The 15,539-nt window shown below is 72.6% G+C and carries 13 protein-coding genes and 1 pseudogene; 9 read left to right on the top strand and 5 right to left on the bottom strand.

The genetic code is table 11. The annotated features are described in order from the left end of the window. Positions 1–86: 86 nt before the first annotated feature. Both ACFVGO_RS05890 and ACFVGO_RS05885 read right to left on the bottom strand, forming a co-directional pair. Positions 87–428, bottom strand: a complete 342-nt coding sequence (locus ACFVGO_RS05890) for a DUF3817 domain-containing protein (protein ID WP_359899903.1) — start codon at positions 426–428, stop codon at positions 87–89. Between the two features lie 76 nt (positions 429–504). Then, the gene (locus tag ACFVGO_RS05885) at positions 505–1,041 is read right to left on the bottom strand and encodes a MarR family transcriptional regulator (RefSeq protein ID WP_359899905.1); all 537 of its coding nucleotides are present in this window, start codon (positions 1,039–1,041) and stop codon (positions 505–507) included. A 498-nt stretch (positions 1,042–1,539) separates the two neighbouring features. Here ACFVGO_RS05885 and ACFVGO_RS05880 point away from each other — a divergent pair, with 498 nt between their 5' ends. Next, a complete protein-coding gene (locus tag ACFVGO_RS05880; protein WP_359899907.1) occupies positions 1,540–3,171 on the top strand; it encodes a M4 family metallopeptidase in 1,632 nt (543 codons plus the stop codon). 398 nt (positions 3,172–3,569) lie between these two features. Beyond that, positions 3,570–5,195 (top strand): M4 family metallopeptidase, encoded by a 1,626-nt coding sequence (locus ACFVGO_RS05875; RefSeq protein WP_380348673.1) that lies wholly within the window; start codon positions 3,570–3,572, stop codon positions 5,193–5,195. Positions 5,196–5,346: 151 nt separating this feature from the next. Here ACFVGO_RS05875 and ACFVGO_RS05870 read toward each other — a convergent pair whose 3' ends face one another. Next, positions 5,347–5,658: a DUF3817 domain-containing protein gene (locus ACFVGO_RS05870; RefSeq protein ID WP_380348672.1), complete on the bottom strand. Its 312-nt coding sequence runs from the start codon at positions 5,656–5,658 to the stop codon at positions 5,347–5,349. A gap of 266 nt (positions 5,659–5,924) precedes the next feature. Between ACFVGO_RS05870 and ACFVGO_RS05865 the strand changes: the two genes are divergently transcribed. The 5 genes from ACFVGO_RS05865 (at position 5,925) to ACFVGO_RS05845 (ending at position 9,721) form a co-directional block, all read left to right on the top strand. After that, positions 5,925–6,722, top strand: coding sequence for a DUF2127 domain-containing protein (locus ACFVGO_RS05865; RefSeq protein ID WP_380630926.1), 798 nt, complete (start codon positions 5,925–5,927; stop codon positions 6,720–6,722). Between the two features lie 103 nt (positions 6,723–6,825). Next, positions 6,826–7,464 (top strand): AIM24 family protein, encoded by a 639-nt coding sequence (locus ACFVGO_RS05860; protein ID WP_380630925.1) that lies wholly within the window; start codon positions 6,826–6,828, stop codon positions 7,462–7,464. Further along, a complete protein-coding gene (locus ACFVGO_RS05855; RefSeq protein ID WP_359899915.1) occupies positions 7,464–8,114 on the top strand; it encodes an AIM24 family protein in 651 nt (216 codons plus the stop codon). Before ACFVGO_RS05860 ends, ACFVGO_RS05855 begins: the two co-directional genes overlap by 1 nt. Before the next feature lie 242 nt (positions 8,115–8,356). Next, on the top strand, positions 8,357–9,166 hold the full coding sequence (locus tag ACFVGO_RS05850; protein ID WP_359900022.1) for an AIM24 family protein: 810 nt from the start codon (positions 8,357–8,359) through the stop codon (positions 9,164–9,166). A 39-nt stretch (positions 9,167–9,205) separates the two neighbouring features. Continuing rightward, complete coding sequence (locus ACFVGO_RS05845; RefSeq protein WP_359899917.1) at positions 9,206–9,721, top strand: MarR family transcriptional regulator; 516 nt, start codon at positions 9,206–9,208, stop codon at positions 9,719–9,721. Positions 9,722–9,781: 60 nt separating this feature from the next. On the opposite strand, the gene meaB is transcribed toward ACFVGO_RS05845, so the two are convergent. Both meaB and ACFVGO_RS05835 read right to left on the bottom strand, forming a co-directional pair. Further along, positions 9,782–10,738 (bottom strand): methylmalonyl Co-A mutase-associated GTPase MeaB, encoded by a 957-nt coding sequence (gene meaB / locus ACFVGO_RS05840; RefSeq protein ID WP_359899919.1) that lies wholly within the window; start codon positions 10,736–10,738, stop codon positions 9,782–9,784. A gap of 86 nt (positions 10,739–10,824) precedes the next feature. Continuing rightward, positions 10,825–12,018, bottom strand: coding sequence for an acetyl-CoA C-acetyltransferase (locus tag ACFVGO_RS05835; RefSeq protein WP_359899921.1), 1,194 nt, complete (start codon positions 12,016–12,018; stop codon positions 10,825–10,827). Positions 12,019–12,269: 251 nt separating this feature from the next. On the opposite strand from ACFVGO_RS05835, the gene mce reads away from it, so the two are divergent. Beyond that, on the top strand, positions 12,270–12,710 hold the full coding sequence (gene mce, locus ACFVGO_RS05830) for a methylmalonyl-CoA epimerase (protein ID WP_316526247.1): 441 nt from the start codon (positions 12,270–12,272) through the stop codon (positions 12,708–12,710). A 566-nt stretch (positions 12,711–13,276) separates the two neighbouring features. Further along, positions 13,277–15,539: pseudogene (locus tag ACFVGO_RS05825) on the top strand (hypothetical protein); the annotation flags it as partial.

The following is a 15,539-nucleotide window of genomic DNA, read 5'->3' as shown; positions in this document are numbered from 1 at the left end:
TCCACTCCGAAGGACCCACGAAACGCCGAGAGCGCCCCTCCCCCTTGATCGGGGAGGGGCGCTCTCGGCGGCGCGGGCGGCGGGGCTCAGACCCCGGCCGGCTGGCGGGCGGCGCCGCCCGCCGGGAGCTTCTCGGCGGCCTCGCGGGCCACCTTGCGCTCGAAGACGAAGGAGAGGAAGGGGATGCAGCCCGCCGCCAGGGTCAGCACCAGCCGGCCCATCGGCCACTTCAGCTTCTGCCCGAGCAGGAAGGTCACCACGAAGTACCCGATGTAGAGGTAGCCGTGCAGCATCGCGACGTACGTGGTCACGTCCTCGGCCGCACCGAAGCCGTACTTCGCGACCATGAAGCCGCAGAACACCAGCAGCGCCACACCGGTCGCAACGGCCAGGGCCCGGTACCAGCCCAGCAGGGGGGTCGCCTTCATGATCTTCCTCGCGTCGCTCGGCAGCATCGGCCGGTACGCCCGGATCCGCGCACCGCTCCAACGAGGGTAGCCGCCCTCACGCCGTCCCCTTCGCAGCCCCCTCGCCCGGATCGGTGAAGTCGCCGGCGGCCACCCTCAGCGGCCTGAGCAGATCGAAGACCTGGCGGCACTGCTCCTCGCCGTACTCCTCCAGCCCGAACTCCATCGCCATCAGCCGCCCGGTCGCCTCCTCGACCACCTCGCGGCCGCGCCCGGTGATCGTGGCCAGCACGCCGCGGCCGTCCAGCGGATTGGGCCGGCGGGCGACCAGACCGGCCCGCTCCAGGCGGTCGACGGTGTTGGTGACGCTGGTCGGGTGGACCATGAGCCGCTCGCCGATCTTGGAGAGCGAGAGCTCGCCGGTCCGGCTGAAGGTCAGCAGCACCAGGGCCTCGTAGCGGGCGAAGGTCAGCCCGTACGGCTTGAGCACCGCGTCCACCCGGGAGAGCAGGATCTGGTGGGCGCGCATGACCGAGGTGATCGCCGCCATCGAGGGGACTGCGCCCCAGCGGCGGGTCCACAGCTCGTCGGCGCGGGCGATCGGGTCGAAGTCGAGAGCGAGGGGCTTGGCCACCTCCTTACCGTACCGGCGGACGGGACGCGTGTTACCAGGCGTCCTGATGGTGGACAAGCGCAACACGTGGCGGGAACCCGCCAATCGGACGGCCAGGTCCATACCAGGACATTGCGTCGATGTGAACGCGCGACAACGGGCTCCCGGCGCACCGGGGTTGACCCCCGATCGGCCCGGCGCCGTGCCACCAGGCCTCGGTTCGGACAGCAACCCGCTGCGAGGCCGGGCGATTCACCCCTTTCGTCCGCCCGTTCACATTCCCCGGCCGTGGCGGGACTTGGCCAATTCATGAGCAAGACCTGTCATTTGATTTGCTCGATTGTCATGCTTTCGGCCAACCCCGTTCGGTAGCCACCACCCCCACCCACCGGTGGCACAGCCGCTCCGACCGCACGGGGACCTGCACGTCAGCGCTCGTTCCGCCCCTCAGGTGCCGGCCCGGCCCCCCGGAACGCCGCGCGACCGCGTCCGTTCGCGGTTTCCCGGAAGGACTCGTTCGTGAAGCGAAAGCTCGCCGCAGTCGCCGTACTCTCCGCCACCGCCCTGATCACCGGCGTCGTCCAGGTGAGCGCCGTGGCCGTCGCGGACCCCGCCCCGCAGTCCCAGGGCGCGCAGCAGCGTGCCGACCTGATCGCCCTGGCGAACGGCCAGGCCGGCAAGGTGGCGCACGCCCTGGCCCTGGGCGGCCAGGAGCAACTGGTGGCCAAGGACGCCGTGGTGGACGCCGACGGCACCCGCCACCTGCGCTACGAGCGCACCCTGGCCGGCCTCCCGGTCCTGGGCGGGGACCTGGTGGTGCACCAGAAGGCCGACGGCTCGACCACCTCCGTGGACAAGGCGACCGGCGCGACCCTCGCGGTGCCGAGCCTCACCCCGCAGATCCCCGCCGACCAGGCCGCCGCCCAGGCGACCGGCGCCGTGCAGTCCACCGTGGGCATCGCCGCCGACGAGGACGAGTCCCCGCTGACCGAGGTCCACCAGGCCGGCAAGGCCGAACTGGTCGTCTGGGCCGCCGACGGCAGCCCGCGCCTGGCCTACCGCACCACGGTCGAGGGCCTGCGCGCCGACGGCACCCCGAGCCGCCAGCTGCTGGTCACCGACGCGGCGAGCGGCCAGGTGCTCTCCAGCCACGAGCAGGTCCGGACCGCCTCCGGCACCGGCAAGGGCGTCTTCGTCGGCACCGTCCCGCTGACCACCACCCAGAGCGGTTCGAGCTACCAGCTCAAGGACGCGAGCCGCGGCGGGCAGGCCACCTACACCCTGAAGGGCAAGACCTCCGGCTCCGGCACCCTGGTCGCCAAGACCACCAACAGCTTCGGCAACGGCCTGGCCTCCAACGCGGAGTCCGCCGCGGTCGACGCCCAGTACGGCGCCGCGGCGACCTGGGACTTCTACAAGAACACCTTCGGCCGCAACGGCATCAAGAACAACGGCGTCGGCGCCGCGAGCCGGGTCCACTACGGCTCCAACTACGTCAACGCGTTCTGGGACGACTCCTGCTTCTGCATGACCTACGGCGACGGCACGAGCAACACCCACCCGCTGACCGAGCTGGACGTGGCCGGCCACGAGATGAGCCACGGCGTCACCTCCGCCACCGCCAACCTCAACTACTCGGGCGAGTCCGGCGGCCTCAACGAGGCCACCTCGGACATCTTCGGCACCATGGTCGAGTTCTACGCCAACCTGCCCGCCGACAAGCCGGACTACCTCATCGGCGAGCTGATCAACATCAACGGCGACGGCACCCCGCTGCGCTACATGGACAAGCCGTCCAAGGACGGTGCCTCGGCCGACTACTGGTCCTCCACCGTCGGCAACAAGGACGTCCACTACTCGTCCGGCGTCGCCAACCACTTCTTCTACCTGCTGTCCGAGGGCAGCGGCGCCAAGACGATCAACGGCGTCAGCTACAACAGCCCGACCTCCAACGGCTCGACCCTCGCCGGCATCGGCCGGGACAAGGCCGCGCAGATCTGGTACCGCGCGCTGACCACCTACTTCACCTCCACCACCAACTACGCGGGCGCCCGCACCGGCACCCTCAAGGCCGCCGCCGACCTGTACGGCGCGAGCAGCGCCGAGTACAGCGCCGTCGCCGCCACCTGGAGCGCCGTCAACGTCAACTGACGCACCGCACAGGCGCACCGGACGCCCGGGACCTCCATGGGGAGGGCCCGGGCGTCCGGCCGTTGCGGAGGGCTGTCAAGGCCGGGCGGCTGGCGGAGTCCCGCCAGGGGGACGAACCGCCGAAACCGGGCAGCGGGCGGCAACCGAACCATCCGTACCGGGATTGGCGGTTCCTGGCCAATCCCCGGAGGCACCCTGTCCATCCCTGCCAACGATTGTCATGCTTCTGACCAAGTCCCGTCCGACCCTCCGCCGCCCCCACCCACACCCGGCGGAGCGTCAGGAACCGCACGGGACCGGCACGTCCGCGCCCTACCGCCCCAAGGCGCCAACCCCGGCGCCCCGGTACGCGGCGCACCCGCACGCACCCGCGGGTCTCGTGGAAGGAACCCCCGCACGTGAAGCGAAAGCTGACTGTCGGAGCCGTACTCTCCGCCACCGCCCTGCTGGCCGGCGTCATCCAGATCGCCGCCGCCCCCGCCCAGGCCGCCGCCCCCTCGCCGGCCCAGCAGCAGTCCGCGCTGCTGGCGCTGGCCTCCGGGCAGAGCGCCCCGGTCGCCCAGGCCCTCGCCCTCGGCGGCCAGGAGAAGCTGGTGCCCAAGGACGTCGTGGTGGACAAGGACGGCACCCGCCACCTGCGGTACGACCGGACCTACGCGGGCCTGCCGGTCATCGGCGGCGACCTGGTCGTCCACCAGAAGGCCGACGGCTCGGTGAAGTCCGTCGACCAGGCCTTCGCCGGCCGGCTGTCGGTGCCCAGCCTCACCCCGGGCCTCGCCGCGCCGCAGGCCGCCGAGGCGGCCACCGCCGCGGTGCGGGCGACCGTCGGCATCACCGCCGACGCGGACGAGGCGGCGCTCAGCCGGGTCGACGGCGCCGGCGCTCCCGAGCTGGTCGTCTGGGCCGCCGACGGCACCCCGCGCCTGGCCCACCGCACGGTGGTCTCGGGCCAGCGCTCGGACGGCACCCCGAGCCGCCAGGAAGTGATCACCGACGCCGCCACCGGCCAGGTGCTCGCCAGCGACGAGAAGGTGCAGACCGCCACCGGCACCGGCAAGGGCGTCAACGTCGGCACCGTCACGCTGACCACCACCCAGAGCGGTTCGAACTACCAGCTCAAGGACGCCTCCCGGGGCAACCAGTCCACCACCGACCTGAAGGGCGGCACCTCGGGCAGCGGAACGCTCTTCAGCAACACCACCAACAGCTTCGGCAACGGCACGCCCTCCAACCGCGAGTCCGCCGCGGTCGACGCCCAGTACGGCGCCGCGGCGACCTGGGACTACTACAAGAACACCTTCGGCCGCAACGGCATCAAGAACAACGGCGTCGGCGCCGCGAGCCGCGTCCACTACAGCACCAACTACGTCAACGCGTTCTGGGACGACTCCTGCTTCTGCATGACCTACGGCGACGGCGCGAGCAACACCCACCCGCTGACCGCCATCGACGTCTCCGGCCACGAGATGAGCCACGGCGTCACCTCCGCCACCGCCGGCCTGATCTACTCGGGCGAGTCCGGCGGCCTCAACGAGGCCACCTCGGACATCTTCGGCACCATGGTCGAGTGGTCCGCCAACCTCCCGGCCGACCCGCCGGACTACCTCATCGGCGAGAAGCTCAACATCAACGGCAACGGCACCCCGCTGCGCTACATGGACAAGCCCTCCAAGGACGGCGCCTCGGCCGACAACTGGTCCTCCACCGTCGGCAACAAGGACGTCCACTACTCCTCGGGCGTCGCCAACCACTTCTTCTTCCTGCTCGCCGAGGGCAGCGGGGCGAAGGTCATCAACGGGGTCAGCTACAACAGCCCGACGTCCAACGGCTCGACGGTGACCGGCATCGGCCGGACCAAGGCGGCCGCGATCTGGTACCGCGCCCTGACCGTCTACATGACCTCCACCACCAACTACAAGGCCGCCCGCACCGCGACCCTGAAGGCCGCCACCGACCTGTACGGCGCGAGCAGCACCGAGTACAACACGGTCGCCGCGGCCTGGAGCGCGGTGAACGTCAACTAGGGCGTGCCCGGCACGCCCCGACCGGCCCCGGCGCGAACCGCCGACAGGACCGGCCCGAGCCACCCCCGGTAAGAAACGGCGACAGGCTGCCGCGGCCCTTTGGGAGAGGAGGCCGCGGCAGCCTGTCGACCGTCCACGATGACGCCGGGGCTCAGGCGGTGGCGGGCTTCGGCTCGCCCCGCTCCTCGCGGGCGAGCATCCGCTCGGCGAAGAAGCCGCCGGTGGGCAGCACCGCGAGCACGAACATCAGGACGCCGCGCTTGGCGTCCCACTTCTGCGCCTGCCAGGCCTGGATCCAGAAGACCGCGTAGAGGATGAACAGGACGCCGTGGACCATGCCCATCACCGGGACGGCGTCGAACGAGGTGGTCCGCTTCAGCACCGAGCAGATCAGCAGCAGGATGAAGGAGACCCCTTCGGGGCCGGAGACCAGGCGCAGGCGGTGGACGGCGCTGCTGTTCACGATGGATACCTCAATACGGGGGTCGGCGGCGCGGGCGCGCTTGTGAAGCAACTCACAAGCATTCCGGCCATTATCGCCGAGCACACGTACGGACCCCCGGCCGGGGGTGGCCACCGTGCCCGATCTCACAGCGCCCGCCCGCCCTGTCACAGCTGTGTGCCGGAACGCCTCCGGGCGCGACCGCCCGTCACCGGGAACCCCTATCCTGCTGCCCGCGCGCCCACCGATCCGGGCGCCGACGCATCGCACACGGGGGTAGTCGCCACATGCTCAAGCTCGACTGGGACCGCAGGACCTGCGCCAGGCGCGGTCACACCACCTACGCGCCGACGGAACCCGAACTGGCCTCCCGGCTGCACGCCTCCACCGCCCTCGGCGACGCCTGGCGCTGCCTGCGCTGCGGCGACTTCGCGCTGGGCGAGCCGCACGGCTCCGGCCCGGCCGAGGACGCGCCGCTGGTGCCGCGCGGCAAGGCGCTGCGGGACCTGTTCATCCTGCGCTTCCTGGCCGTCGAACGGGTGCTGCGCGGGCTGCTGATCATCGTCGTCGCCTGGGCCGTGTGGAAGTTCTCCAACAGCCAGGACGCGGTGCACCGGGTGTTCGACGAGAACCTCACGGTCTTCAGGCCGGTCACCGACCACTTCCACTGGGACCTCGAACACGCCCCGATCGTCGAGACCATCCGCAAGACCTTCGACTTCAAGAAGAGCACCCTGCTGATCGTCGCGGGCGCCCTGATCGCCTACGCGGTGATCGAGATCGTCGAAGCGGTCGGCCTGTGGCTGAACAAGCGCTGGGCCGAGTACCTGACGGTGGTCGCCACCGCGGCCTTCCTCCCCCTGGAGGGCTACGAGCTGAGCCACCACGTCAGCGCGCTCAAGGTCTGCACCCTGGTGCTGAACATCGCGGCGGTCCTCTGGATCATGCTCTCCAAGCGCCTGTTCGGACTGCGCGGCGGCGTGGTGGCCTTCGAGGCGGAGCGCCACTCGGCCTCGCTGCTGGAGGTCGAGCAGGCGGCCGGCACCGTTCCGCGCCCCGGACAGGGGGCGCACGCCCGAGCCTGAGCGGGGCGCGCGCCCCGGCCTGACCGGCGCGTTTGTCGCAGGCCGGTACCAGTTGGCCCGCGCACCCTCCCCGGACCACGGCCGCAGCGGCTAGATTGCGGCCGTGGCACAGTTCAGACTCCAGGGATCGCGCGTGCTCGCCGTCGATTTGGGCGGGGACGCCGTCAAGGCGCGAAACGGTTCGATGGTCGCCTACACCGGGCAGATGGCCTTCAAGAAACTGACCGGCGGCGGGGACGGCCTGCGCGGCATGGTCACCCGCCGGCTGACCGGCGAGAAGATGACGGTCATGGAGGTGAAGGGACAGGGCACCTGCTACTTCGCCGACAAGGCCACCGAGATCAATCTGGTCCGGCTGAACGGCGAGACGCTGTACGTCGAATCGGACAACCTGCTCTGCACCGAGTCGACCCTGCACACCGGCACCAGCTTCACCGGGCTCAACGGCATGTCCTCCGGCAACGGCCTGTTCACCACCAAGGTGGAGGGCCACGGCTGGGCGGCGGTCACCTCCAACGGGCCGGCCGTCATCCTGCGGGTCGACAAGAGCATGCCGCTGCGGGTGGACCCGGGCGCGTACGTCGCGCACACCGGCACCCTGCAGCGCAGCCTGAAGTCGGGCGCGGGCTGGACGACGATCATCGGCGAGGGCGGCGGCGAGGCCGTCCAGATCGAGTTCACCGGCGAGGGCCTGGTGTACGTCCAGCCCTCCGAGAAGGTCACCATCGGGGGCGACGTCTGATGGGCTTCACGAAGATCAACGGCAAGATGGTCGAGGCCCAGGTCCTACCCGGGCAGCGGCTGTTCAGCCAGCGCGGCGCGATGCTCGCGTACAGCGGCGACGTCCGCTTCACGCCGAACATCACCGGCGGCCAGGGCGGCGTGATGTCGATGATCGGCCGCCGGGTGGCCAACGAGGACACCCCGCTGATGACCGTCGAGGGCCAGGGCCGGGTGATGTTCGGCCACGGCGGCCACCACGTCCACGTGATCGACCTGTTCGGCGACACCCTCTACGTCGAGGCGGACCGGCTGCTCGCCTTCGAGGGCACGCTGCGGCAGTCCACCATGTTCATGGGCTCGCAGGGCGGGGTGATGGGCATGGTCCGCGGCCAGGTCACCGGGCAGGGCCTGTTCACCACCAAGCTGGAGGGCCAGGGCGCGGTCGCGGTGATGGCCCACGGCGGCGTCTTCGAGCTGCCGATCGTCCCCGGCCAGTCGGTGCACGTCGACCCCCAGGCGTACGTGGCGCACCGCGGCGACGTGCGCAACAAGCTGTCCACGGCGCTGGGCTGGCGCGACATGATCGGCCGCGGCTCGGGCGAGGCGTTCCAGCTGGAACTGTCCGGGCAGGGCGCGGTGTACGTCCAGGCGAGCGAGGAGAAGCTCTGATGTCCCACCCGCCGCAGCCCCCGTACGGCTCCCCGCACAACCAGCCGACCCAGCCCGGCTTCGCGGTCCCGCCGCCCCCGCCGAACTACGGCCCGTCGCAGGGCTACCCGCCGCCCCCGCCCGGCGGCTACCCCCCGCCGCCGCAGCAGCCGTACGGCCAGCAGGCCCCGCCGCCGTACCAGCAGCCGCACCAGCAGCAACAGCCTTACGCCCAGGAGCAGTTCGGCGGACCGGTGGCCCCGCTGCCGACCGGCCACGGCGGCACCGGACCGGTGGTGTGGGACGCCCACAGCCTGCCGGCCGGCGACAACGTCAACCCGTACGCCTTCTCGGTCGACCTGAACGGCTCGTACTTCCTCCAGAAGGGCAAGATGGTCGCCTACTACGGCGACATCACCTTCAAGGGCGTCGGCGCCGGGGCGATCGACCGGATGCTCGGGCAGCACTTCAACTCGCCGATGCACGCGGCGGACTGGGTGGTCGCCGAGGGCCGGGGCAAGCTGCTGCTGGCCGACCGGGCGTTCGACCTCAACTCGTACGACCTGGACGAGGGCAACCTGACCGTCCGCTCCGGCAACCTGCTGGCCTTCGACCCGACGCTGCGGCTCAAGCAGTCGATCATCCCGGGCTTCCTGACCCTGATCGGCACCGGCCGCTTCGTCGCCGCCTCCAACGGGCCGGTGCACTTCGTCGAGCCGCCGATCCGGGTCGACCCGCAGGCGCTGGTCGGCTGGGCGGACTGCCCGGCGCCGTGCCACCACTACGACCACGACTACATGCACGGGCTGATCGGCGGCCTGCGCCGGCTGACCGGCTTCGGCGGGGCCTCCGGCGAGGAGCACCAGTTCGAGTTCATCGGCGCCGGCCAGGTGCTGCTGCAATCGAGTGAAAAACTCCTGGCCGAGCGGTCGGTCGGCGCGGTCGGTGCCGAGGCGGGCGTGCCGATGGGCGGCGTGCCGTCCCAGCCGGGCACGGCCGGGCACGGCGGCGGGAATCCCAACATCCCCGGGCTCGGTAACCTGGGCGACCTCGGCCGACGTTTCGGTCTGTAAACTTGTACAAGATTGAACTAAATCGGCTATGCTGGGGGCATGGATACGCACACGATCGACACTGCGGACACCCCTCCGCCGCAGCCCGAGGAGGAGACTCCCTGGCTGACCGCCAGGGAGCAGCGGATGTGGCGCGCCCATCTGGAGGTCGCCAAGCTGCTGGACTACCAGCTCAGCCGCGAACTCCAGCCGCACAACCTCGCGATCAACGACTACGAGATCCTGGTGGTGCTCTCGGAGGCGCCGGACCGCCGGATGCGGATGACCGACCTCGCGACCGCCACCCTCCAGTCGAAGAGCCGCCTCTCCCACCAGATCACCCGGATGGAGAACGCCGGCCTGGTCCTGCGCCAGGAGTGCCCCGGCGACCGCCGCGGCCTCTACGCCCACCTCACCGAACACGGCTGGGAGACCATGCAGCGGGTCGCCCCGGACCACGTGCGCAGCGTCCGCGCCCACTTCATCGACCGCTTCACCCCGGAGCAGCTCGACGACATGTACCAGGCCCTCGCCCCCATCGCCGAACACCTCCGCGGCCTGCGCGGCAAGCCGTAGCGCCGCCCCCGCACCACCCCGCCCCGCCACGACCACCGTCGCGGCGGGGCGGACCGCGTCTCAGCTCGCGGTCAGGCCGGCGACCAGTTCGTCGGCCGCGCCGTACGGGTCCAGCGCGCCCTCGGCCACCCGTTCGGCCAGGACGGCCAGCCGCCGGTCCCCGCGCAGGTCGCCGATCCGGGCGCGCAGTTCGGCCAGGGCGATCGCCTCGATCTCCTCGGCGGCCCGGCGGCGGCGCCGCGCGGCGAGCTCGCCGTGCTCCTCCAGCCAGGCCCGATGCTTCTCCAGCGCCTCGACCACCTCGTCCACGCCCTCGCCGCGGGCCGCGACGGTCTTGACGATCGGCGGACGCCAGTCCCCCGGCTCCCGGGCCTCGCCGAGGCCCAGCATGTGGTTGAGCTCCCGGGCGGTGGCGTCGGCGCCGTCCCGGTCGGCCTTGTTGACCACGAAGACGTCGCCGATCTCCAGGATCCCGGCCTTGGCGGCCTGGATGCCGTCACCCATCCCGGGGGCCAGCAGCACCACGGTGGTGTCGGCCTGGGCGGCGACCTCGACCTCGGACTGGCCCACCCCGACGGTCTCCACCAGGATCACCTCGCAGCCGGCCGCGTCCAGCACCCGCAGCGCCTGCGGCGCCGCCCAGGAGAGCCCGCCGAGGTGGCCGCGGGTGGCCATCGAGCGGATGAACACCTCCGGGTCGGTGGCGTGGTCCTGCATCCGGACCCGGTCGCCCAGCAGCGCGCCGCCGGAGAACGGCGAGGACGGGTCGACGGCCAGCACCCCGACCCGCTTGCCGAGCCGCCGGTAGGCGGAGACCAGCGCCGAGGTGGAGGTGGACTTGCCGACCCCCGGCGAGCCGGTCAGGCCCACCGTGTACGCCCGCCCGGTGTGCGGCGCGAGCGCGGCCATCGCCTCCCGCAGCTGCGGCGCGGCGTTCTCGACCAGCGTGATCAGCCGGGCGACCGCCCGCGGCCGGCCCTCCCGGGCCTGCTCGACCAGCGTGGCGACATCGATCATCAGGAGCTCCTAGCGCAATGCCGTCGAATGCCGAAAGGGGCTGCGGACCGCCACTCGCGGTCCGCAGCCCTGGAGCGATCGGCCGGTCAGGCCTTCGGGACGCGCACGATCAGCGCGTCGCCCTGGCCGCCGCCACCGCACAGCGCGGCCGCGCCGACCCCGCCGCCGCGGCGCTGCAGCTCCAGCGCCAGGGTCAGCACCACGCGGGCGCCGGACATCCCGATCGGGTGGCCGAGCGCGATGGCGCCGCCGTTGACGTTGACGATGTCGGAGGAGACGCCCAGGTCCTTCATGGACTGGTGGGCGACGGCCGCGAAGGCCTCGTTGATCTCGATCAGGTCGAGGTCGGCGACCTCCAGGCCCTCCTTGGCCAGCGCGTGCTTGATCGCGTTGGACGGCTGCGACTGGAGCGAGTTGTCCGGGCCGGCCACGTTGCCGTGGGCGCCGATCTCGGCGATCCAGGTCAGGCCCAGCTCCTCGGCCTTGGCCTTGCTCATCACGACCACGGCGGCGGCGCCGTCGGAGATCTGCGAGGAGGTGCCGGCGGTGATCGTGCCGTCCTTGGCGAAGGCCGGGCGCAGCTTGGCCAGGCCCTCGACGGTGGTGTCCGCGCGGATGCCCTCGTCCTGGCTGAACAGCACCGGCTCGCCCTTGCGCTGCGGGATGGCGACCGGGGTGATCTCGGCGTCGAAGACCCCGTCGGCCTGCGCCTTGGCGGCCCGCTGGTGGGAGGCGGCGGCGATCTCGTCCTGCACCTCGCGCGGGATGCCCAGGCGGGTGTTGTGCTTCTCGGTGGACTCGCCCATCGGGATGTTCTCGTAGGCGTCGGTGAGGCCGTCGTGGGCCATCGCGTCGAGCATCGCGATCGCGCCGTACTTGAAGCCCTCGCGGGACTTCGGCAGCAGGTGCGGGGCGTTGGTCATCGACTCCTGGCCGCCGGCCACCACGATGTCGAACTCCCCGGCGCGGATCAGCTGGTCGGCCAGCGCGATGGCGTCGAGGCCGGAGAGGCAGACCTTGTTGATGGTCAGCGCCGGGACGTTCATCGGGATGCCGGCCTTGACGGCGGCCTGGCGGGCCGGGATCTGGCCCGCGCCGGCCTGGAGCACCTGGCCCATGATCACGTACTGGACCTGCTCGCCGGTGATCCCGGCCCGCTCCAGAGCGGCCTTGATCGCGACGCCGCCGAGGTCGGCGCCGGAGAAGCCCTTGAGGGAGCCCAGCAGGCGGCCCATCGGGGTCCGCGCACCGGCAACGATCACAGAGGTGGTGTTGGTCATGGGACGGGCCCCTTCGCACGTCGTGGCCAGGTGAGGATGCGCTCAATGTACTGACCTGTTACCCGCCCGTCACCGGAGCGACGGTGTGATCGAGCGCACTGGCACCCTCCAGTCAACACCGTGCCGACCCGCTCCGGGTGAACCGCCCGCCGTGTGAGCAGGCTCGCACGCCCGGTACTGGCGTACGGCGCGGGCCATGCGCTGCACTTGATGCACCTTTCCCACCGCCCTTCCCCACCCCGGAGGCCGTCGTGCTGACCCGCATCGACCACATCGGCATCGCCTGCCGAGACCTCGACAAGACGGTCGAGTTCTACCGCGCCACCTACGGCTTCGAGGTCTTCCACTCCGAGGTCAACGAGGAGCAGGGCGTCCGCGAGGCCATGCTCAGGATCAACGGCACCGACGACGGCGGCGCCTCCTACCTCCAGCTGCTGGAGCCCACCCGGCCCGACTCCACCGTGGCCAAGTGGCTGGAGAAGAACGGCGAGGGCGTGCACCACATCGCCTTCGGCACCGCCGACGTGGACGGCGACTCCGAGGCCATCCGGGACAAGGGCGTCCGGGTCCTCTACGACCAGCCGCGGATCGGCTCGATGGGGTCGCGGATCACCTTCCTCCACCCCAAGGACTGCGGGGGCGTCCTGACCGAGCTGGTGACCTCCGCGCAGCAGGGCCACGACGAGCACTGATCCCCTCCCGGCCCGCCCCGGGGCGGGCCCCGCCCCGGCGGCGACCGACGGCCCGTCGGTCATGACCCGTCAGTAACCTGGCGGGAAGAGCCGGAAAACACCCCTGCGGCCATTCCCCCGCAGTGCGCTCCCACTACAATGCCCAGGTGCGCGACGGCTCCGGGGGACGGAGGCGACGGGCACGGCCGAAGACAGGCCCGTCCGCCCTCCGGTGGTCGGCCCGTCGCAAGGGGAGTCCATTACGCGGGCACGGCTGAACAGTCGCAAGACGGATCTGTCACCATTCTCCACAAGGCAAGAGTTCGCCCAGGAGTCCACTCGGACGGGGGAACGCGGCATCCCCGCGCTCCCGCGCCCCGGACTCCGACGACCGCGGCGGGCGGCCCCGACATGGCGGGGAGCCGTCCACCGGCTGCGGATGCAAGGACCAGTCGGACCGGCGCCCGGGATACCGGAGCCCGGCCCCGGCCCGGTCGAGGACGCGACCAGGAGATGGATGGGACCGCGGAGTGCGGGGCAACGACCGCTACGAGGCTGACGATCACCTCTCCCAGTTCGAGGCCGAGATGGGTCGGACTCGGAAGGAGCGGGACAAGGCAGTCGAGCATGCCGAGGACCTCGCCTACCAGGTGGAGGTACTGCGGGCGAAACTGCACGAGTCCCGCCGCATGCTCGCCCAGCCGCGCGCCTTCGACGCCGTCTCCGGCCAGGCCGAGCAGATGCTCCGCACCGCCGAGATGCAGGCCCAGCAGCTGCGCGCCGACGCCGAGCGCCAGCTGCGCGACTCCCAGGCCGCCACCCAGCGGATCATGGCCGAGGCCGCCGAGCGCACCGCCCGGCTGGAGGCCGACCTGGCCGCTCGCCGCCGCCAGCTGGAGGACGAGCTCACCGAACTGCGCCGCTCCGCCGAGCAGCACGTCAACGGCTGGGCCGAGCAGACCCGGGCCGGCTCCGAGCAGGAGGCCCAGCGGCTGCTCCAGGAGGCCCGCGCCGAGGCCGAGCGGATGGTCGCCGCCGCCCGTGCGGAGGCCGTCGCCCTCTCCGATCACGCCCGCGCCCGGACCGCCGCCGACGTGGACGCCGCCCGCGGTGAGGCCCAGGCCGCCGCCGAGGCCGCCCTGCAGCGGGCCCAGAACGACGCCGAGCGCCTGCTGCGCGCCGCCTCCGAGCAGGCCCAGCAGGCCGGCGCCCAGGCCGCCGCCGACGTGGACGCCGCCCGGGGCGAGGCCCAGCAGCAGCTGGCCGCCGCACACGCCGCCGCCGAGGGCCAGCTGGCCGGCGCCCAGGCCGAGATCGGCCGGCTCAAGGCGCAGGCCGCCGCCGAGCAGGCCCGGGCCGAGCAGCAGCTCGCCGCGGCCAAGGCCGAGATAGAGCGGCTGCGCGCCGAGGTGATCGCCGAGGCGGAGCGCACCCGCTACGAGGTCACCGAGCTGCGCGCCCAGGCCGAGCAGGCCGCCGAACAGCTCCAGGCCGACGCCGAGGCCGCCGCCGAACGCAGGGTCGCCGACGGCGAGGCCGCGAACGAGCAGCGCTCGCAGACCGCCCGGGCCGAGGTGGCCCGGATGGTCGCCCAGGCCACCAAGGAGGCCTCGGCGATCCGCGCCGAGGCCGAGGCCGTCCGCGACGAGGCCGCCACCAAGCAGGCCGAGGCCGACGCCGCCAAGGCCGCCGCGGCGGAGGAGAGCGAGCGGCTGCGCGCCACCGCCGAGTCGGTGGCCACCGAGCTGAAGGCCGAGGCCGAGGCGGCGATCGCCGAACTGCGGGCCCAGGCCGAACGGGACGTCGCCGAGCTGCGGGCCCAGGCCGAGGCCGACGCCCAGCGGCTGCGCGGCGAGGCCGAGGAGGCGGGCCGGGCGGCCGGCGCCAAGGACGCCACCGTCCACCTCGCCAAGGCCGCCAAGACCGCCGAGGAGGTGCTCGGCCGGGCCGACCAGGACGCCGAGAACGCCCGCGGCGAGGCCGCCGCCGAGGCCGAGCGGATCCGCGCGGAGGCCGCCGCCGAGGCGCAGCGGCTGCGCGAGCAGGCCCAGGCCGCCGTCGAGCAGGCCCAGAACGCCGCTCTGGACGACGCCGCCGCGATCCGCGAGCGGATCGAGCAGATGCAGGACGAGGCGGCCCGGCTGCGGGCCGAGGCCGAGGAGCTGCGCGCCCAGGCCGCCGCCGAGGCCGACCGGGTGCGCGGCGAGGCCCGCCGCCAGGCCGTGGTCCAGATCGAGGAGTCGGCGAAGAACGCCGAGGAGCTGCTCAGCAAGGCCAAGGCCGACGCGGACGAGCTGCGCGCGGGTGCCGCCGGGGAGATCGAGCGGCTGCGCGAGCAGGCCCAGGAGCAGGCCGCCGAGACCCAGGGCCGGGCCGAGCAGACCCTGACCCGGGCCCGCGCCGAGGCCGGGAAGATCACCGAGGCGGCCGAGCAGCAGGGCCAGGACGCGCTCGCCGCCGCCAAGGCCGCGGCCGCCGAGAACCGGGCCGCGGCCGAACGCGAGACCGCCGAACTCCGGCGCGAGGCAACCGAGTTCGACCAGCAGGTGCGCGCCGGGGCGACCGCTGCGGCACAGGCCCTGACCACCGAGGCGCAGGCCGAGGCGGCCTCCGTCCGGGACGCCGCGGTGGCCGACGCCGAGCGGGTGCGCACGGAGGCCGACACCGAGGCCGCCCGGGCCCGGGCCGAGGCCGAGGCCGCCGCCGACGCGCTGCGCGAGGAGAGCCGGCGCGAGCGGGAGGAGGCGGCCGAGGGGCTGCGGCGCGAGCGCGAGGAGACCTCCGAGCACCTGGACGCCGCCGAGGCCGCCCGCGAACAGGCCGAGCAGGCCGCCGCGGAACTGCGGGCCC

Origin of the sequence: Kitasatospora sp. NPDC057738 (genome assembly GCF_042798815.1) — a bacterium.
Taxonomy (GTDB): Bacteria; Actinomycetota; Actinomycetes; order Streptomycetales; family Streptomycetaceae; genus Kitasatospora; species Kitasatospora lactacystinica.
Note: the sequence above shows the minus strand (reverse complement) of the source record. Positions and strands in the feature narration are given on the sequence as shown.